Annotated in this window: 20 protein-coding genes; 17 read left to right on the top strand and 3 right to left on the bottom strand. The window is 41.2% G+C overall.

Annotated features, from left to right (window positions below):
• Nucleotides 1-23: 23 nt before the first annotated feature.
• Complete coding sequence (locus tag RIG27_RS24695) at nt 24-506, bottom strand: SRPBCC family protein (RefSeq protein ID WP_446349601.1); 483 nt, start codon at nt 504-506, stop codon at nt 24-26.
• Nucleotides 507-700: 194 nt separating this feature from the next.
• Between RIG27_RS24695 and RIG27_RS24690 the strand changes: the two genes are divergently transcribed.
• The 3 genes from RIG27_RS24690 to RIG27_RS24680 all read left to right on the top strand — a co-directional run bounded on the left by RIG27_RS24690 (nt 701) and on the right by RIG27_RS24680 (nt 4,269).
• On the top strand, nt 701-1,933 hold the full coding sequence (locus RIG27_RS24690) for an RNA-guided endonuclease InsQ/TnpB family protein (RefSeq protein ID WP_446349599.1): 1,233 nt from the start codon (nt 701-703) through the stop codon (nt 1,931-1,933).
• 351 nt (nt 1,934-2,284) lie between these two features.
• Nucleotides 2,285-3,319 (top strand): oxygen-dependent coproporphyrinogen oxidase, encoded by a 1,035-nt coding sequence (gene hemF, locus RIG27_RS24685; protein WP_446349597.1) that lies wholly within the window; start codon nt 2,285-2,287, stop codon nt 3,317-3,319.
• A gap of 581 nt (nt 3,320-3,900) precedes the next feature.
• Nucleotides 3,901-4,269 (top strand): STAS domain-containing protein, encoded by a 369-nt coding sequence (locus RIG27_RS24680; protein WP_006101536.1) that lies wholly within the window; start codon nt 3,901-3,903, stop codon nt 4,267-4,269.
• Between the two features lie 80 nt (nt 4,270-4,349).
• On the opposite strand, the gene RIG27_RS24675 is transcribed toward RIG27_RS24680, so the two are convergent.
• The gene (locus RIG27_RS24675; protein ID WP_446349630.1) at nt 4,350-4,793 is read right to left on the bottom strand and encodes a CpcT/CpeT family chromophore lyase; all 444 of its coding nucleotides are present in this window, start codon (nt 4,791-4,793) and stop codon (nt 4,350-4,352) included.
• A gap of 544 nt (nt 4,794-5,337) precedes the next feature.
• Here RIG27_RS24675 and psb29 point away from each other — a divergent pair.
• Nucleotides 5,338-6,063 carry a photosystem II biogenesis protein Psp29 gene (gene psb29 / locus RIG27_RS24670; RefSeq protein WP_446349595.1) on the top strand — a complete coding sequence of 242 codons (726 nt, stop codon included), beginning with the start codon at nt 5,338-5,340 and terminating at the stop codon, nt 6,061-6,063.
• 72 nt (nt 6,064-6,135) lie between these two features.
• On the opposite strand, the gene trxA is transcribed toward psb29, so the two are convergent.
• Nucleotides 6,136-6,453, bottom strand: coding sequence for a thioredoxin (gene trxA / locus RIG27_RS24665; protein ID WP_006101457.1), 318 nt, complete (start codon nt 6,451-6,453; stop codon nt 6,136-6,138).
• Nucleotides 6,454-6,542: 89 nt separating this feature from the next.
• Between trxA and fabG the strand changes: the two genes are divergently transcribed.
• The 13 genes from fabG to RIG27_RS24600 all read left to right on the top strand — a co-directional run bounded on the left by fabG (nt 6,543) and on the right by RIG27_RS24600 (nt 18,972).
• Entirely contained in the window at nt 6,543-7,304 is a 762-nt protein-coding gene (fabG, locus tag RIG27_RS24660) for a 3-oxoacyl-[acyl-carrier-protein] reductase (protein ID WP_446349593.1), read from the top strand.
• 20 nt (nt 7,305-7,324) lie between these two features.
• Nucleotides 7,325-7,510 carry a hypothetical protein gene (locus tag RIG27_RS24655; protein ID WP_446349591.1) on the top strand — a complete coding sequence of 62 codons (186 nt, stop codon included), beginning with the start codon at nt 7,325-7,327 and terminating at the stop codon, nt 7,508-7,510.
• A 62-nt stretch (nt 7,511-7,572) separates the two neighbouring features.
• Nucleotides 7,573-8,403, top strand: a complete 831-nt coding sequence (locus RIG27_RS24650; RefSeq protein ID WP_446349589.1) for an ABC transporter permease — start codon at nt 7,573-7,575, stop codon at nt 8,401-8,403.
• 127 nt (nt 8,404-8,530) lie between these two features.
• Nucleotides 8,531-9,838 (top strand): ABC transporter ATP-binding protein, encoded by a 1,308-nt coding sequence (locus RIG27_RS24645; RefSeq protein WP_446349587.1) that lies wholly within the window; start codon nt 8,531-8,533, stop codon nt 9,836-9,838.
• Nucleotides 9,822-10,565, top strand: coding sequence for an FkbM family methyltransferase (locus RIG27_RS24640; protein WP_446349585.1), 744 nt, complete (start codon nt 9,822-9,824; stop codon nt 10,563-10,565). The genes RIG27_RS24645 and RIG27_RS24640 overlap by 17 nt, the downstream gene beginning before the upstream one ends.
• A 59-nt stretch (nt 10,566-10,624) precedes the next feature.
• Nucleotides 10,625-11,566: a glycosyltransferase family 2 protein gene (locus RIG27_RS24635; RefSeq protein WP_446349583.1), complete on the top strand. Its 942-nt coding sequence runs from the start codon at nt 10,625-10,627 to the stop codon at nt 11,564-11,566.
• 39 nt (nt 11,567-11,605) lie between these two features.
• Entirely contained in the window at nt 11,606-12,430 is an 825-nt protein-coding gene (locus RIG27_RS24630) for a class I SAM-dependent methyltransferase (protein ID WP_446349581.1), read from the top strand.
• Nucleotides 12,430-13,524, top strand: coding sequence for a glycosyltransferase family 4 protein (locus RIG27_RS24625; protein WP_446349579.1), 1,095 nt, complete (start codon nt 12,430-12,432; stop codon nt 13,522-13,524). Before RIG27_RS24630 ends, RIG27_RS24625 begins: the two co-directional genes overlap by 1 nt.
• A gap of 351 nt (nt 13,525-13,875) precedes the next feature.
• Nucleotides 13,876-15,084: a glycosyltransferase gene (locus RIG27_RS24620; protein WP_446349577.1), complete on the top strand. Its 1,209-nt coding sequence runs from the start codon at nt 13,876-13,878 to the stop codon at nt 15,082-15,084.
• An 81-nt stretch (nt 15,085-15,165) separates the two neighbouring features.
• Entirely contained in the window at nt 15,166-15,885 is a 720-nt protein-coding gene (locus RIG27_RS24615; protein ID WP_446349575.1) for an FkbM family methyltransferase, read from the top strand.
• A 46-nt stretch (nt 15,886-15,931) separates the two neighbouring features.
• Complete coding sequence (locus tag RIG27_RS24610; RefSeq protein WP_446349573.1) at nt 15,932-17,038, top strand: glycosyltransferase family 4 protein; 1,107 nt, start codon at nt 15,932-15,934, stop codon at nt 17,036-17,038.
• A 33-nt stretch (nt 17,039-17,071) separates the two neighbouring features.
• Complete coding sequence (locus tag RIG27_RS24605; RefSeq protein WP_446349571.1) at nt 17,072-17,791, top strand: hypothetical protein; 720 nt, start codon at nt 17,072-17,074, stop codon at nt 17,789-17,791.
• A gap of 44 nt (nt 17,792-17,835) precedes the next feature.
• Entirely contained in the window at nt 17,836-18,972 is a 1,137-nt protein-coding gene (locus RIG27_RS24600; protein ID WP_446349569.1) for a glycosyltransferase family 4 protein, read from the top strand.
• The last annotated feature ends 4 nt before the right edge of the window (nt 18,973-18,976 follow it).

Raw genomic sequence — 18,976 nt, 5'->3', positions numbered from 1 at the left:
TCCCTCATCTCCCCCATCTTCCTCTAAACAACCACACCCTGTTCTGCTGCTTGAGCTAATTCAGCCGCAACACGGGCAGCATAGGGGCGAATAAACCACCATAGTAAGGGAGATAGCCATCCCCGCATTGTCACCGAAAAGGACACATACGTTCCGCACAAGCCTGACTCCACCCGATATGTCACTCGATTTTCCACCCCCGGAATTGCCAGCATCCGGACGCTAATTAATTCACCCGGCAATACCCGTTCGACAAACACTCGCACCGGAATCGGAATCAGGCGCGTTACCACCTGGTAAATCAAGCCCGGTTTTGGGATTAAGCCTCTTGGTGCATTTGTACTACAGAGCAAAGGATTCCAAGAGACATCTGCCAAATTGATTAATTTTTGCCACAGAACATCCACCGGAGCATTACTGAGGGCGCGATAAGTCCGAAAGAGGGAAAATTTGCACCAAAGCCCCTCTTGACCTGCGATTAGCTTAAAGGAAAAATTTAGAATCACAACACGCCTCCTATCGCGACGCTTCAGCATTGTTTATCTTAGCAGGGGTTTGGGGAGTCGTAAGACCCACGCTGTAACATAAGATTCAGCGCTCTCGAACACGACTCCCCAAGGTCAATTTAGGTGACTCAATGTTACTCTAAATTGACATTTAAAGCTACACAGTTGACTGGTAAATGCTTTATAATAGGAGTATGCTGACATTTAACTATCGTTACCGAATCTATCCAGATGCCGCTCAAGAACAACGATTGATTGAGTGGATGGAAATTTGCCGCCGTGCTTACAACTATGCACTGGGGGAGATAAAGGATTGGTGCAATAGTCGCAAATGTTTGATTGATAGATGTTCCCGGGTGCATGAGTACATCATCCCAGCAGAAACCCCATTTCCCGGTGAAGTGAGGCAGCTTAACAATTTGCCGAAAGCTAAGAAGGAATTCCCCAAGTTAAAGGAAGTTCCCTCTCAAGTCCTTCAGCAGACAATAAAGCAACTGCATAAAGGTTGGGACTACTTCAAATCTCGCGGGTTTGGCTTTCCTAGGTTTAAGAAGGTTGGGCAGTTTAAGTCGTTGCTATTCCCTCAGTTCAAGGAGAATCCAGTAACGAACCTCCATGTCAAACTGCCAAAATTGGGGACGATCCCAATTAACCTGCACCGCCCTATTCCATCTGGCTTTACGGTTAAGCAGGTGCGAATTATACGCAAAGCTGATAAATGGTATGCATCAATCAACATCCAGTGTAATGTCAGTGTCCCTGATCCAAAACCTCATGGACACCCAATTGGGGTAGACATAGGGCTAGAGAAGTTTTTGGCGACCAGCGATGGAGTTGTTGTCAAGCCGCCTAAATTTCTTAAGAAGCTGCAAAGCAAGCTGAGATTGCTGCAACGCAGGCTGTCTAGGAAACAGAAGCGGTCAAAAAACCATGAGAAGCAACGACTCAAGGTAGCCAGACTTCACCACCACATTGACAACATCAGGAAAGACTTTCACTTCAAGCAAGCTCACGCCCTTTGCGACGCTGGCGATATGGTTTTCATGGAAGATTTAGACTATAGAGTTAGCGCCAAAGGGATGTTAGGTAAGCAGATGCTTGATGGGGGGTTTGGTCAATTCCGTACCATTACCCAATATGTGTGTTGGAAGCGTGGAAAGTTTTTTGGTGTTGTTGATGCCAGAGGCACTTCTCAGGAGTGTCCTGAATGTAAAGGTGAAGTCAAAAAAGACCTGAGTGTTCGGGTACATGATTGCCCTCACTGCGGTTACAAAACCGATAGGGATGTTGCCAGTGGTCAGGTAATCAGAAACCGAGGAATAGAGTTAATTGGTACCGCTGGGCTAGCGGAAAAGGAAACTGCCTGTGCAGTCGATCTACCGGGGGTTGGTGAAAACCAACACCATCCAAGTGGCGCAATCCCCTGAGCTTCGACAGGCTCAGCTACCGCGTAGTCGAAGGGGAGTAACCAGGAAATCCTCAAAGTGATTTGGGGAAACCCACACCATAATTTCCAATTTGGTGTGGGAGGATGTCACCTTAATTCGGCAAGACACGGTATTGCTACGCCATCGACCCTATTGGCGATCGCACCCAACGATTAAGTAGGGTCTGCTGAATAAGTTTGGCGGTGGGGGTAGGGAGCTGAGCTTTGTCCGACTACTTAGCAATTAGTTGGCATAGTTGACACCATAAACCTTTAAAATAGAGCCTGGAACCCTTAAAATGCCTAACCATAGCCTTCAGGTAATGGTAATACTGTATTTACTATTGAAATTATGACCGCAGCTCATACACCGACCACCAATCCTAATCGTTCCTTACCTGCCACTGACTCTAGGGATAGAGTGAAGCAGTTCATGCAACAGATCCAAGACACTATTTGTGAGTCCTTGGCACAGCTTGATGGTGCGGGTCAGTTCCAGGAAGATTCTTGGCAGCGGGAAGAAGGAGGCGGGGGTCGTTCTCGTGTAATCCGGGATGGCGCTGTCTTTGAACAGGGGGGTGTTAATTTTTCTGAAGTATGGGGGACTCAACTTCCGCCCTCGATTTTAACCCAACGTCCAGAAGCCGCAGGTCATGGCTTCTATGCCACGGGTACATCTATGGTGCTACATCCGCGCAGTCCTTATATTCCCACGGTTCACTTAAATTATCGTTACTTTGAGGCAGGACCCGTTTGGTGGTTTGGTGGAGGAGCCGATTTAACGCCATACTACCCCTTTGCCGAAGATGCGGCTCATTTCCATAAAACCCTAAAAGCCGCTTGTGACAAGCATCACTCCGAGTACTATCCCGTATTCAAGCGCTGGTGTGATGAATATTTCTATCTCAAACACCGTCAAGAAACACGAGGCGTTGGCGGACTGTTTTTTGACTATCAAGACGGAACCGGGGAATTGTATAAAGGTCCCCAGCCAGAAAAAGCAGCAGCCATCTACAGTAAGGAACTGGGGGCGGTAAAACCCCGAACCTGGGAACAACTGTTTGCCTGGGTGCAGGAGTGCGGTCATTCATTTTTGCCAGCTTATGTGCCAATTGTCGAGCGGCGGCGGGATATGAACTATGGCGATCGCGAACGCAATTTCCAGCTTTATCGTCGGGGTCGGTATGTTGAGTTTAACCTCGTGTATGACCGAGGAACGATCTTTGGCTTGCAAACGAACGGACGCACCGAATCGATTCTCATGTCTCTCCCTCCCTTAGTTCGTTGGGAATATGGCTACCAACCCGAACCGAATACACCAGAGGCTGAACTGTACGAAACGTTCCTCAAACCTCAAGATTGGACAAACTGGACTCCTTCAACCTAAGCCGAATGGTAGTGACGTACTCCTACAGTCAATCATTGATAGTCATCTTTACCAAAATTTGGCACAAAAATAGCGTTCACTTTGTCTTGACCTAACTTGGGAGTATGTACAATACAGAAGAGATTGCTAACGCAAAAACCACCATGGCAATCTTTCTAGGGTGAGTTACACCCGATGTTAAGCCTGTGGACTGGTTGACCCTTCGACTTGCCTCGACTTCGCTCTGTACAAGTCGCTCAGGTTCAACACCGAATTTCGACAGGCTCAATTGCCACGTAGCGCTCGCTGAAGTCTGAGCGCTCGCCGAACGTCCGAAGTCTGAGGTGTTGAGTGCCATCACTGCTAGGATGAAGCAGGAACCGTAGGAGCTTGGTAACCAAGCCCGTACTCCCAAGGATATCCAGTTTTGGGGAACTTTGGGTAAGTCTTCTGTAATGGATAAGTAGCGTAGGTAGCCCGATTAAGTTACTTGTTGAAACAACAATTCACCCAACGCCTAAGTAACGGAATTGATACCCAAACCCTGTATGGCTCCTCTTGTGATGTCAAGGGGAGCTACTGCTGCTCAAGGAGGTCTTTATATGATTCATATTGATCAAAAAACACACACGACGAAAGATGGTACAACAGTTATTGTTTTGGCACCAATTGGACGCCTGGACATTACCACAGCTTGGCAATTTCGCCTGAAATTACAAGAATGCATTTCCAAACTCAGCCGCCATGTGGTGGTTAATCTCAGTCAGGTTAACTTCATTGACAGTTCTGGTTTAACCTCTCTAGTCGCGGGTATGCGCGATGCGGATAAGGTCAAAGGTAGCTTTCGCATCTGTAATGTCCATCCCGAAGCCAAACTGGTGTTTGAAGTGACGATGATGGACTCCGTGTTTGAAATTTTTGAAACGGAGCAAGAAGCTTTGGAAGGTGTACCCCGGAGTATGGCAACCTGAGGCAAGGAATTCATACCTAAGTTTTGATGTAGGTCGTTCACTAACTCCCAAACAACCTGTACAGGAGAACAGTCCCCAGCTTAAATTAGCAGTTCCCCAGCGAAGTCTTGGCGTTTGGTAAATCGAAATGGACCGAGTAAGGCTCCCCAAGTGGCTTTTCCGGTACTAGGGTCGATGCCTTTATCGTAGCTGCGAAATTCATCGGCTGTTACTTCAAAGCCGAGAGAGACTTGGTAATTATTGCCCTGATAACTAAAGCGACAAGGGCGATCGCTGGCTGAAGTGGTAGTAAATTCATAATTATTCAAACCAATTTGCTGCATCTGCACGTTCAGACGGCAATCGGGTAAACCTATAATATCGTCGCGGGTAAGCTGCTGCAACAATTCGGGGTGGCAACCTGCACCGCGAACGGCGTCTGGGTTTTTGATCTGATAATACTGTACCTGTAACCCCGTGGAGGATTGATCACTTTGACACAGCCGCAGAATCCGTTGACGGTAGGGGCGATCGAGGTTAGTAATCGGTGCTTGTTCGGCAAAGAGGGTGAGGCTATCGTCGGTGACAGCTCCCGTCGCTAAATCAAAGATTATAGCGCGGGCTTCTCGTTGACTCCTGCTATTGCATAGGACATTTCACGAGCTTTGGCTTTACTTCCCCGTGCTGCCCCACCGGAGAAGGAGTAGAGAAAATTCTCGCTCTACCTGTGTTCCTTGAAAGTTTTACATACAAGAGGCTGGCGATGATTGCACAATTCCCTGTAAAACCCCATACTTTCAGTTGTCCCGGTTCAATTTGTAGGCGGCTTTCGCTCTTGGTTTGCTTAACCTACGTCCAAAATTTTACCAGGGTGACTGGCAATTCATCCCGTCCCCACATCAGAGATTATGGGGCGGGGCTTCTTGCCGGAACAGCTAAATTGAGTTAGATCAAGCCAAGAGACATTATACTAAGTGGGCTGGTGGAAATAAACTGGTAAGATGGAAGGAATGACTCGATTGAGACTCTATCCCCTAGGGTGAAACTCAAGCGAGACAATGGTAAAAAATATCCTTTATATTTTGCTCTGTGAGTAACGTTCGCACCGTCTCGGATACCAAACGAGATTTTTATAACTATCACACCCGTCCAATCAACTCGATTTACCGACGGGTGGTAGAAGAATTGATGGTCGAGATGCATTTGCTGGCGGTCAATGTGGATTTTAAGTATGATCCCATCTATGTCTTAGGTGTGGTCGCCTCCTTTAACCGCTTCATGCAAGGCTATCGACCGGAACGGGATAAAGAATCCATTTTTAACGCCCTTTGTCAGGCGGTGGGAGGTAATCCACAACAGTATCAGGAGGATGCGGAAAAACTGAAAGCCACAGTAGGGCGTTTATCGGCGCAAGAACTGGTTGACTGGTTTGGTTCACCAACACCTTTAGAGGGTGCTGAGGATATTCATACAACGGTTGCCGCGATCGCAGATAATCCTAAGTTTAAATACTCTCGTCTGTTTGCCATTGGCTTGTATACCCTTCTGGAACAGGCAGAACCGGAGCTAGTTCAAGACGCGAAACAGTCGATGGAAGTACTCCAGCGAATCGGTCAAACTTTGCATCTTCCCCAAGAGAAACTACAGAAAGACTTGGAGTTGTATCGCAGCAACCTGGAAAAAATGGCTCAAGCCCAGATTGCCATTGAAGACGCGATCAAAGCCGATCGCAAAAAACGGGAACAACGGGAACAGGAAAAAAAGAAAGCCACGACTGGACCGAGTGATTCCCCAGAATCGACGACAGCATCCTGAAGTTGATCAAGGGATATTGATACCAAGTTCCGCCTGGGTAGAGACGTTCCGGCGGAACGTCTCTGTGGTTGTTCAAAGTAAAGGTTTTAGTCGTTCCATAAGTTGCTTGTCGGAGACAACCCCCTCAATCCGTTCCACCGCTTTGCCATCCTTAAAGAGTATCAGGGTGGGCAGGGCTTCAATATGATGCTCAGAGGCAATCTGGGGGTATTTGTCTGTATCAATTTTGACCACTTGTAACTTACCCTTGAGCTGAAGACCGACTTGCTCGAGGGTCGGTGCGATCATCTGACATGGACCACACCAAGTCGCGTAAAAATCGACCAACACGGGTACATCCGATCCAGAGAGGAGTTCCTGAAAACTGGCAAACTGTTTTTTAACTGCCATAACAAAACATCACGGTTATTAGTTGTTTGGCTCGATTCTAGTGCAAAATGCTAAGAGCTGACTTCGGCGAATAGATAGAGGTATTGTTTATGGAAGCATCACAGACATCTGCCCAACTCCGCGATCGCGTGGCGATTGTCACCGGGGCGTCACGGGGAATTGGTCGCGCTGTGGCATTGGCATTAGCCGCAGAGGGCGCGAAGGTGGTGGTTAACTACGCCAGTTCCAGTGGCGCAGCTGACGAAGTTGTCGCCAAAATTACCGAAGCCGGAGGAGATGCGATCGCGCTTCAGGCAGATGTCTCGAAACTGGACGAGGTTGAGACTCTGATCAAGGAAACCAAAGACAAATTTGGTCGCTTAGACGTACTGGTGAATAATGCTGGGATTACCCGCGACACCCTCTTGATGCGGATGAAACTTGATGATTGGCAGGCAGTAATTGACCTAAATCTGACGGGTGTCTTTTTATGCACGCGGGCAGCCAGTAAAATCATGCTCAAACAAAAATCGGGTCGGATTATTAATATTGCCTCCGTCGCGGGACAAATGGGCAATCCCGGTCAGGCAAATTATAGCGCCGCCAAAGCGGGAGTGATTGGGTTTACTAAAACCGTGGCGAAGGAATTAGCGTCTCGTGGGATTACGGTGAATGCCGTGGCACCGGGATTTATTGAAACCGATATGACCAAAGATATTAAATCGGAGGATATTATCAAATATATTCCCTTGGGTCGCTACGGCAAGCCAGAGGAAATTGCGGGCATGGTGCGATTTTTAGCCGCTGATCCGGCTGCTGCTTATATTACCGGGCAAGTGTTCAATGTCGATGGCGGTATGGTGATGGCGTGAACAATGCTGTAGGTTCGTAGTTGGGCTGTCTTCGCTATAACTTTTGTCATTGTCCCGATAACGTAACTAAACGTATCGGGGCAACTGATGCTGAGATTGAGTGGGCGCGATCGGGAAACACCTCAAAACAGCCTGTTCCGCGTTATTGTCTGGGCAGCGATGACTTGAGTAATTTTATCCGGATTGAGTCAACAAGATGTGAATAGGTTTACGGAGTTTAGCGACAGATAGCTGTAACCCATGGAACACATTCAGCACTTTAATCGCAATGGTTCAACCAACCGAGTTAGTCATTGAAGCGGGGCGAACGGAACAGCAGTATTGGAAAGACTTGTGGCGTTATCGGGAGTTGTTTTATTTCCTAGCGTGGCGGGATATTCTGGTGCGCTATAAGCAGACAATTATTGGTATTGCTTGGGCGCTGATTCGACCATTTCTGACCATGATGGTGTTTACCGTGGTGTTTAGCAAAATTGCCAAGTTGCCATCGGAAGCAGGTGCGCCCTATCCAATTTTGGTGTTTGCAGCGATGTTACCCTGGCAGTTTTTTGCTAACTCCCTTTCTGAATGTAGTAATAGTTTAATTACTAATGCCAATTTAATTTCTAAGGTGTATTTTCCCCGCTTAATTGTGCCAACGAGTGCAGTGATTGTCAGTTTCGTCGATTTTATGATTTCGGGGATAATTTTGCTGGGGTTGATGGCATGGTATGATTTCGTACCCAGTTGGCGGATTATGACGCTACCGTTGTTTATTGGCATTGCGTTTATGGCGTCGATGGGAGTGGGGTTGTGGTTAGCATCACTGAATGTTAAGTATCGGGATTTTCGCTACATTGTGCCGTTTATCGTGCAGTTTGGGTTATATATTTCGCCCGTAGGATTTAGTAGCAGTTTAGTGCCAGAAGAATGGCGGTTTATTTATTCACTCAACCCGATGGTGGGGGTGATTGATGGCTTCCGCTGGGCGATTTTGGGGGGTGAGTCGAAACTGTATTTGCCAGGGTTTACGTTGTCGCTGGGTTTAGTGGCGCTGTTGTTTGCCAGTGGGATTTGGTATTTCCGAAAGGTGGAGCGGACGTTTGCAGACGTAATTTAGTCAGGTCTTGATTAGCGTGATTTTTTTTATTTAAAGAATTCAATTATTTAAATAAATAGTCTGTTTTTGTATTTTTCCGGATAAATTGGCAAAGCATTGCATCTATAGATAGCAGCTTTTTTGCAGTATGTCTAATACGATAATTCGGGTCGAAAATTTAGGGAAGAAGTACGTTATCGGTCACCAGAAGCAGGAACGGTATACGGCGCTGCGGGATGTTATTGCGAATGGGGCAAAGTCTGTGGGGCGCAGGTTGCTGAAGCCTCTGGGTAAGGGGGAGTCTGACCCGACGGTTGAGGAGTTTTGGGCGCTTAAGGATGTGTCGTTTGAGATTCAGCAGGGGGATAGAGTTGGGATTATTGGGCGCAATGGGGCGGGGAAGTCAACGCTGTTGAAGATTTTGAGTCGGATTACGGAACCGACTCAGGGAAGCATCCGGATTAAGGGTAGAGTAGCGAGTTTATTGGAAGTGGGGACAGGGTTTCATCCAGAATTGACGGGGCGGGAGAATATTTATCTCAATGGTGCGATTTTGGGGATGAGTAAGGCGGAGATTAAGCGGAAGTTTGATGAGATTGTCGCTTTTGCTGAGGTGGAGAAGTTTTTGGATACGCCGGTGAAGCGGTATTCGTCGGGGATGTATGTGCGGTTGGCGTTTGCGGTGGCGGCGCATTTGGAACCGGAGATTTTGGTGGTGGATGAGGTGTTGGCGGTGGGGGATGCTCAGTTTCAGAAGAAGTGTTTAGGGAAGATGGAAGATGTAGGAAAAGAGGGACGGACGGTATTGTTTGTGAGCCATCAGATGTCAGCAATAGAAAAGCTATGTTCGCGAGTTGTAGTATTGCGTTCAGGACTGATTAAATTTGATGGTGACAATAAATCAGCAATTAACTTTTATCTCAATGATGTAGAAAAACAGACAAGGGAAACAAAACTTACAGATATCAAACGTTCAGGTAATGGAGAGATAAAAATTACTAATTTCTATATAGAAAATACTACAGAAGATCCGCTAGTTTCAGCCGCTTGTGGACAGGATTTGGTTTTGGTATTTGAGTACCAAAAGAATACAAAAAAAAATCTTAAAAATGTAAGTATCGGTTTTTCTATACATAATGCATTGGGAGATACTCTCTCAGTTTTTTACAGCGACTATGCTGGAACTACATTTTCTTCAATTCCTCATGTAGGCAAGCTAAAATGTAGAATTAAGGATTTTCCATATTCGAGAGGTAGATACTTAGTAGGTGCAAGGATTACAGTCAATGGTATAGAAGCAGACTGGCCGAGAGGATACATAGGCTTTATTGATGTTGAAGCAGGAGACTTTTATCAAACTGGTAATGTCGCGTTGAGTGGCATTGGACCAGTTTTAATTAGAGGCGATTGGCATTTAGAATCTTTAGAGGACGTGCAAAGTGAACTTTATTTTTAGAAAATTTAGAAATATTTACAAGAGATTTGAAAACGGCTTTCAGGTTACCGTCTTTCCAGAAAAATTCTCTCTGTATCCTAAACCGCAGTATCTTTACCATAATCTTTCCTACTCCCAAGAAGGTGAAGACATGATACTTTCTCGTTTTTTTGAAAACAAAGAAAATGGTTTTTATGTAGATGTAGGAGCACATCATCCTCAACGGTTTTCTAATACTTATTTATTCTACCTACGAGGTTGGCGGGGAATTAATATTGATGCAATGCCTGGTAGTATGGAATCCTTTAATAAGATTAGAGTAGGTGACATTAATTTAGAATTTCCTATTTCTGATTGCCATCAGACTTTAACTTACTATGAATTTAATGAACCTGCTTTAAATGGGTTTTGTAGTGATATATCTATGAAGCGTAACGGATTGGGAAATTATAGAATTATTTCAGAAATAAAGTTGAAGACTTATACTTTATCTGAAATTTTAGATAAATACTTACCCAATGGTCAAAAAATAGACTTTATTACTGTTGATGTAGAAGGTTTAGATTTACAAGTTTTGAAATCTAATGATTGGCATAACTATAGACCTCACCTTGTTTTAGTAGAAGATTTAAATAGATTGTCCATAAGTCAAATGCATAAATCTGAGATAGCTTCATTTATGAAAAAACAAGACTATCAACTTTATTCCAAAGCCATACATACTTTATTTTTTTTAAGCAACAATTAAATCAGACTGAAGTTTTACTAACGTATTTGTTTTTAATAAATTAAGTTAACTCAATAATTATGTCTCTTTCCACACCTGTTGCTTTCCTGATTTTCAATCGCCCTGATTTAACAGAAATTGTGTTTGAGGCGATTGGCAAAGCCAAACCCAAGAAGCTGTTGGTAGTTGCAGATGGACCACGCTTCCCTGAAGAAGCCGAAAAGTGCGAAAAAGCTAGAGCCGTTCTTAAAAAAGTTGATTGGGACTGTGAAGTATTAACCAACTTTTCAGATAAAAACTTAGGTTGTAAGCAACGTGTATCGAGTGGATTAGATTGGGTATTTTCAGAAGTTGATGAAGTGATTATTTTAGAGGATGATTGCCTTCCTGCACCATCATTTTTCTCCTTCTGCCAGACTCTACTTGAGCGTTATCGGCATGACGAAAGAATTTTCATGATTAGTGGTGATAATTTTCAAGCAGGTCACAGCAGAACTGCCTATAGTTATTACTTTTCCAAATATAGTCACATTTGGGGCTGGGCTTCTTGGAGAAGAGCTTGGCAATACTATGATGTGGATATGAAAACATGGCCAGAATACAAAAAACTTAATTTGATACGTTCAGTTTGCGAGGATTCCTACGAGCAGAAACACTGGATAGATATTTTCGATACCGTATTTAATGGTACTGTAGATACATGGGATTATCAATGGCTGTATACCTGTTGGTCTCAAAATGGTTTGTCAATCTTGCCTGACCTAAACCTTATATCAAATATCGGTTGTGGAAGAGGTGCTACACATATTTCTGGTGGGAGTCCTTGGGCGCGATTACCTGTAAGTAATATTGGGCAAATAAAACACCCTAATTTCATCGTTAAAAATTATGAAGCTGATAACTATACTTTTGATTTCCATTATGGAGGTAAAAGCATAAAAAGTGAAAATAAATTACCTTTTAAAATTTTCACAACAAAACAATCAATTATTGCTTTTTTGACAACTATTCTTGGCAAATAAAATATGTATAGATATACCTACGAGGAATCAGTTAGTTGGATGCGGAGTCAGCCAGAGTATTCTGAATTGGTGAAACTTTGTTACCTAAATAAAGACAATTTTGCTGCTGCCAATAATTTTGCTGCCAGTGAGGAGTTTACTGAAGTAGTACAGCTATTGCCTCTAAGTCGATCACATCAGAAGTTAAAAATTCTTGATCTTGGTTGTGGGAATGGAATTGCTTCTTATGCCTTTGCTTCTCTAGGACATGATGTTTCTGCGGTAGACCCTGACCTTAGCAAAGATGTAGGATTAGAGGCGACAGCAAGACTAGCATCTAAAGTAAGTAATGGTTCAATAACAACTTTCCATGCATTTGCTGAATCTCTGCCTTTCCCCGATTCTATATTTGATATTGTCTATGCACGTCAAGCGCTACATCACTTCTCTGATTTGCATAAAGGACTAGCCGAATCTTCGAGAGTTCTAAAACCTCAAGGTTTTTTCCTTGCAACCAGAGAACATGTCGTTAATGACGAACAACAGCTTAAAGTATTTCTAGAGAGTCATCTCCTACACAAATTACATGGTGGAGAAAATGCCTATCCCCTGAATGATTATATTTCAGCACTCAAACAGTCAGATTTTAGAGTCATTAAATGTTTGGCTACATTTGATACTGTTATCAATCACTTTCCAATTTCTAATATGCAAGTTAAGCAGTGGTTGTTTCAGGTGCTAGAAAAGAAATTCGGACAAGCACCAGCCTCAGTTCTAGCCAAATTTTATCCTGTTGAAAGTCTATATCGATATCGTTTATCTCGTTCTTGCAACTCTCCAGGTAGGCTTTACTCATTCTTTTGTATCAAAGAGGGAAATAGGTAATGCGTATTCTCTACGATGGGCAAATCTATGCAATGCAAGCTGCTGGAGGGGTTAATCGATATTTCGCCAATCTCATCAGTAGATTACCTGAAGACTTTACCCCTGTCTTCACCACTTGCCAATCTTGGAACGTTAACTACCCCACTCATCCAAATCTAAAAACCTTTTTCTATCAGAGATGGGGATTCCGTCCTGGTCGCGTCTCACTCTGGCTAGAGCAATATTACTTTAGAGCGATTACTGCTTTCAATCATTTTAATGTTATCCATCCCACATACTACTCACTACTTACCTGCCAGGAAGTTAAGCAATGTAGATATCCTGTTGTGCTAACTGTCTATGACATGATCCACGAGCTTTTTGCCAAGCAGATGGATGCTAAGGGTAAGCAAATTGAAGAAAAGCAAAAGGCAATCTTAGCGGCACAAGCAATCATTTGCATCTCAGAGAACACCAAAAAGGATTTATTAGAACGGTATTCCTTACCAGAGGAAAAAGTAACCGTTACCTACCTGGCTTCTGAGATCGATGTCAGTCTTTCCCACGGTTCTGAGCCAGTTCCCTCTCGTCCTTACTATCTCTACGTTGGTCGTCGCGACAAATACAAGAACTTTGATCGCTTACTTGCCGCTTTTGCCAAAGCCGTCTCCGTTCAACCCGATATTACTCTCTGTGTCGTGGGAGCGCCTTTTAATCAGACAGAGCAAAAACAAATCGCCAAGCTTCAGTTGAGTGATTGCATCAAGCATTACACCTATGTAAGCGACACTCATCTCGCCAAGCTTTACCGTTGCAGCGTCGCCTTTGTTTATCCTTCCCTGTACGAAGGATTTGGCATTCCTCCTTTAGAAGCCATGTCTTGCGGAACTGTAGTTGTTGCTTCTGATTGCTCCAGCATTCCTGAAGTCGTTAGTGATGCTGGGATACTATTCGACCCTGAATCAATCGGGGATTTAGCCGATATCTTACTTTCCTTGCTGGATAGTCCCACAGAACGCGATCGCTTGATTGCCAAAGGTCACCAGAGGGCGCAAGCTTTTAGCTGGGATAAGACTGTAGCGCAGACTCTCGATGTTTATCGCTCTATGGCGTGAGTCAAGTGACGAGTGCTGCAAAACTAAAGCGCGATCGCTCCTTAAAGCTAGTTGGGTAAAGCGGTGTACTCGATTTAATTTATAAGAAGTAGAAAAAATATGATATCGTTAAGTATTTGTCCGGATTTAATCAATAGAAGCTGTATAAAGGAATGAGCTGAGGTAATTGATTTATAACCTTTCTCAAGTGGATGAGGTACAACCAATGCTTGCCCAGTAAGTAGTCGGACAAAAGAAAACCGCACTGTATTAAGTTTTGTAAACAATCCTCAACCGCTCTATAGCAATAAATTTTTTAATTGCAGCCTCATAAGTTTGGGCTTAAATCTATGAAATTGGAGTAAATAATCATTGAAGACTATTGCACTTATTGACCCTCTTTGGAATGGACATCATCCGACTTACTTTAAGCTCTTTAGCAAAACTCTACTTGAGATGGGTCATCAGGTTATGGCTTTTTGTATAAAACCTACTGAATTAAGCACATGGCTTACCAATTATTGTCCACAACCAAATAAGTTATTTCACACTTTTCAAATACAGCCAGCCTCTAGTCAATTTCTAGTTCGTCGATTTAGTTCAACGCTTACGGCAATAAAACGTTGGCAGTACGCTAATGCTGTCATTCAGAACGCCTCATCAAAGCTAAAAAAATCACCAGATTTAGTCTTTTTCCCATTTCTTGATGCTTATTTACCTCCCTATCTTTTAGCACCTTACATATTGGATCAAATTTTCCCATATACCTGGTCTGGTATATATTTTCAACCTCGTCATCTGCGAATAAAACAGCGACTATCTCCTATACGCCGTGGTCTTCTGACTCCCCACACAGTTTTCAAAGCTTCCCATTGCCAAACTGTTGCTGTTCTTGATGAAGGAACTGCCGAAAAACTACAAAGCAAAATTAATAAAACTGTCATTCCTTTCCCTGACATTACAGATGAGTCACTACCTGATCTCAGTTTTTCAATCGTCAGTCAAATTCAGGAAAAAGCTTGTGGAAGAAAAATCGTTAGTTTATTGGGGTCGCTTAGCAAGCGTAAGGGATTATTGTTACTATTAGAAGTTGCCCAAAAATTAATTAAAGAAGAGTATTTTTTCGTTTTTGCTGGTTATCTAGATCAGTCAAATTTTCGTCCAGAAGAACTGAATAAAATTAAATATTTAACTAATTTAAACCTTCCTAACTGTTTTTTTTATTTTAAACGTATTCCCCATGAATCTCAGTTGAATGCCTTGATCGAAATATGCGATATTTTATTTGCTGTATATAAAGACTTCCCTTGTAGTAGTAATTTTTTAACTAAAGCAGCAGTATTTAAAAAGCCAGTGATTGCAAGCAATGCTTTTTGTATGGGAGAAAGAGTTAAAAAGTTTAGCTTAGGATTAACTATAGATCAAGAAAGTGTTTTACAGTGTATTAATGCAATTCATCGTATAAGCAATGATTCCGATTTTAATGGTAATGAAATACAACTAGATTTTGATAAGTACACATGTTTACACTCTATTAAAAACCTTCAGTTGGCTTTTCAGTCAATTTTAGATACCATCTAAATGAAATTGCCACTATCACCATTAGGTAAGTCTTAACGATTACTTCTTAATCACTAATTAATCACAAGATTTATGTACACAATGAAAACAACAACAAAAAAAATACTAAGACGCTTAGGATTTGAAGTTCAAAAATTCACTCCGCTAACATCTGAAGTTGCCCAAATGCAGTGTTTATTTGCTCATCATTCAGTTGACTTGGTTTTAGATGTGGGAGCAAATATTGGTCAGTATACTCAATTCCTTAGGGAATTTGGTTACTCGGGAAGGATTGTTTCATTTGAACCTTTATCAAGTGCTTATTCTCAACTAAAACTTTTAAGTAAAAAAGATCCTTTGTGGGAAGTTGCTCCTCGAACGGCGATAGGAAACATAGATGGTAAAATAGAAATTAATATTTCAGCAAATTCTCAAAGTAGCTCTGTATTAGACCTATTAGACTCTCATCTAAATATATTACCCAATTCTGCATATATTGGTTCAGAAATAGTTGACATGAAGAAGCTAGATACTGTAGCTGAAAACTATATTAAAAATAATGATAATTCAATTTTTTTAAAAATGGATGTGCAAGGCTTTGAAATGCAAGTATTAGAAGGAGCGGCTAAAACATTGCCAAAAATTCAAGGTGTTCAAATGGAATTATCACTTGTACCTCTTTACGACAAGCAAATTCTTTTCCGAGATATTTTAGAAAAAATGAATGAACTCAATTATTTTCTTTATGGCTTTATGCCTGCTTTTACTGATATAAAAACAGGAAGAATGCTACAAATAGATGGAATATTTTTTAAAAGTTAAAATCTATAATAAATAATCAATAAAAAATCAAAATTGAAAATTTCAAATGATTAAAATCATCTATGATTATCAAATATTTTCTAGAAGCAAGTATGGTGGAGTTTCACGTTATCTTTGTGAAATCGCCACTCGAATTGCCAGAACAGAAAACTTTGATGTTAAAGTTCTGGCCTTCGCCTATATTAGCGAGTATCTGAGACATAATGCATCTGAAATAGTTATTGGTTGCCCTGTCCCTGCACTACCAAAAACATCAAAAATAATAAGTGATTTTAATTTTAAATTTTCAAGAGAATGGTTAAAAAAAAATCCTCCTGATATTGTACATGAAACATACTATTCACAAAGAACAATAACCCCTAGTCGAACTAAAACAGTAATCACAGTGTATGATATGCTTCATGAAAAATTAATAAGCTTATTTCCAGAGGGCAAAAATCACCCTTTAATAAAAGCAAAACATATCGCCATTAAGCGAGCTGATCATATTATCTGTATTTCTGAAAATACAAAAAAAGATTTACTGGAAATATTAAACATAGATCCAAGAAAAATTTCTGTTATTTATTTAGGCTATTCTTTAAATTGTAAAAAAAATAAAATAGGTCAGCCTTTTTACAGTTTTCCTTTTATTCTTTATGTAGGTTACAGAGGAAAGTACAAAAATTTTGAACGTTTGCTACAGGCTTATTCTAGTTCCAAAAAACTCAAAAAAGAGATTAAATTAGTTTGTTTTGGAGGAGGTTCATTTTCTAAAGAAGAGAAAAAAATAATTCATGAGCTAAAGATATCAGAAGACAAAGTTATACAAGTCTCTGGAAATGATGATCTTCTAGCAAATCTCTATAATTATGCTTCAGCATTTGTATATCCCTCACTTTATGAGGGATTTGGTCTTCCACTGTTGGAAGCAATGTCATTTCGTTGTCCTGTTGTTTGTAGCCGTATTAGTTCTATTCCTGAAATAGCTGGAGATGCAGCAGAATTCTTCAATCCTTACGATATTCACAGTATGTCTAACGCTCTAGAGAAAGTTGTTTATTCACAAGAGAGAACAGAAATGCTTATTAATCTAGGACTAGAAAGGATTCAAAAATTTTCTTGGGAAAAATGTGTACACAAAACTTGTTTAGTTTATTCAAGTTTAAATTAAACAAGCAATAGATTAATTTTAAATGTTCCAAAAATGCTGAAAATGAAAATGAATTTGTTTAGTGCAAAATCGGCAGTAAAAATTTTTTGTGGTCAATATCCAGCACTTTTTTATACAATGTATGGATTAAAGCCTATAAATCGTATGTTATTTGTCAATCAAAGTACGCAATTGGTGATTGAAGGATTTCCTCGGTCAGCGAACACATTTGCTGTACTTGCTTTTCAATACTTACAATCAAAAGAGATAAAAATTGCTCATCATTTGCATGTACCATCCCAAATTTTTAGGGCAGTAAAATGGCATATTCCTACAATAGTTTTAATCCGTAATCCAATAGATGCAGTTGCTTCACTATTAGTTCGTAATCCAAAATTATCAATTACTCAATCCTTGAAAAATTATATCTCTTTTTATGAAAGAATTCGCGAATATAGATATAGTTATATTGTGGCTTCTTTCGATGAAGTAGTTCAAGACTATTCTCAAGTCATTAAAAAACTAAACAATAAATTTGATACTAATTTTTATGCAAAAGAAATATCAGCCTCAGCTAAAAAAAATATTTTTAATCAGATTGACAAACTTAGCTGTTATTTTGTGTCTGGTGAAGAGTCTAAGGCAGCTCGTCCTTCCGTGCAAAAAAAAGAATTAAAACAAATAATTAGGCAGGAAATACATCAAAAAAAACACCAAAGTCTTGTTGTCAAGTCAGAATACATTTTTCAAGAATTTACGGCAGATAAAAATTAACTCAATATTCCCCTTGGTTTGCCCTCTAATTATAATAGGATGAAATGACATTAATGAAGTTAAATCGCAAAAAGTTTTTATTTATAGGTTGTTCTACAATTAAAAAAAATGCTGCATTGTTTCGGCTGCTACTTGCACGCTACCTAGTCCAGGAAAGACATGAAGTACATCTACTGTTAGAAGATGACCCTGTGAATCGCGACTGGGTTGCTAAAAAAATTCCTGGAGTACAAACCCACTATCTATCTGTTAAACCGTTACTAGAGCTTGTAATTGAGCGGCGTCGATTGATCAAGCAAATCCAACCTGATATTGTGCATATATTGGGAATTGGTGTGCAAAATGTACTGACAATGCCTATCTTGTCTAAACCAAGTTCTCCTGTTTACATCCCAGACCTAGACGAGTTGATGTCGGCTAAGGCTTCTTCATTGGCTCGCAGGCTGTTAAATCGTTACTTAGAGGAACAAGCGCTACGCATCAGTCAGACAGTCATTTGTGCTAGCCAGTTTTTAGTGGAACACCTTTCTCATCGTCATGGTCGTGACCGTAATCAATTCTTGGAGCTACCATATGCCTATGATCCTGAATCCTTTGCTACTTGCCAACTGCTTGCAGACAAGATTCGCTCTAATTATCGACATCGAAAAATTGTTGTTTATATGGGAACTTTGTGTAAAGAATATCAGAGTGATCAGGTTCTAAAACTAGCTGAAAATATGCAGGAGTATCGCCAAAATTTAGTCTTTTTAATTATCGGCAATGGATCTAATTTTAATCTCAATAAACAATGGGTATTACAGAGAAAATTAGGAGACTTCGTGTTTTTTTTAGGATACATTCCTGAAGATAATGTATCTAGCTATTTAAAAGCAGCAGATGTGCTGTTGTTTCCGATTAAAGACAACAGACAAAACAAAGCACGCTGCCCTAACAAAACCTTTCAATATATTGCAGCTAATCGACCAATTGTTACCAACAAAGTTGGTGAAGTAGAACGGGCGCTAGGCTCTGATGCATACTATTATGATTTCGATAGTATTGAAAGCTTTAAAAAAGCTGTAATAGCTGCCCTTGCTGACAGTCATCATTATACCAGTAGTAGACCATTGAGTCTTTATACATGGGAAAAAAGAACAATAGATTATCAAAGATGGCTTTCAAATATTGGGCTAATTTAATAAA

It is taken from the genome of Coleofasciculus sp. F4-SAH-05 (genome assembly GCF_040222985.1).
Taxonomy (GTDB): Bacteria; Cyanobacteriota; Cyanobacteriia; order Cyanobacteriales; family Coleofasciculaceae; genus Coleofasciculus; species Coleofasciculus chthonoplastes.
Note: the sequence above shows the minus strand (reverse complement) of the source record. Positions and strands in the feature narration are given on the sequence as shown.

Bases quoted from the DNA above. Each gene is read 5' to 3' on its own strand.
- RIG27_RS24690 (WP_446349599.1), top strand. From the start codon at position 701: ATGCTGACATTTAACTATCGTTACCGAATCTATCCAGATGCCGCTCAA.
- fabG (WP_446349593.1), top strand. From the start codon at position 6,543: ATGGAAGCATCACAGACATCTGCCCAACTCCGCGATCGCGTGGCGATT.
- RIG27_RS24645 (WP_446349587.1), top strand. From the start codon at position 8,531: ATGTCTAATACGATAATTCGGGTCGAAAATTTAGGGAAGAAGTACGTT.
- RIG27_RS24630 (WP_446349581.1), top strand. From the start codon at position 11,606: ATGCGGAGTCAGCCAGAGTATTCTGAATTGGTGAAACTTTGTTACCTA.
- RIG27_RS24615 (WP_446349575.1), top strand. From the start codon at position 15,166: ATGAAAACAACAACAAAAAAAATACTAAGACGCTTAGGATTTGAAGTT.
- RIG27_RS24605 (WP_446349571.1), top strand. From the start codon at position 17,072: ATGCTGAAAATGAAAATGAATTTGTTTAGTGCAAAATCGGCAGTAAAA.
- hemF (WP_446349597.1), top strand. From the start codon at position 2,285: ATGACCGCAGCTCATACACCGACCACCAATCCTAATCGTTCCTTACCT.
- RIG27_RS24680 (WP_006101536.1), top strand. From the start codon at position 3,901: ATGATTCATATTGATCAAAAAACACACACGACGAAAGATGGTACAACA.
- RIG27_RS24635 (WP_446349583.1), top strand. From the start codon at position 10,625: ATGTCTCTTTCCACACCTGTTGCTTTCCTGATTTTCAATCGCCCTGAT.
- RIG27_RS24600 (WP_446349569.1), top strand. From the start codon at position 17,836: ATGACATTAATGAAGTTAAATCGCAAAAAGTTTTTATTTATAGGTTGT.
- trxA (WP_006101457.1), bottom strand. From the start codon at position 6,453: ATGGCAGTTAAAAAACAGTTTGCCAGTTTTCAGGAACTCCTCTCTGGA.
- RIG27_RS24625 (WP_446349579.1), top strand. From the start codon at position 12,430: ATGCGTATTCTCTACGATGGGCAAATCTATGCAATGCAAGCTGCTGGA.
- RIG27_RS24650 (WP_446349589.1), top strand. From the start codon at position 7,573: ATGGTTCAACCAACCGAGTTAGTCATTGAAGCGGGGCGAACGGAACAG.
- RIG27_RS24610 (WP_446349573.1), top strand. From the start codon at position 15,932: ATGATTAAAATCATCTATGATTATCAAATATTTTCTAGAAGCAAGTAT.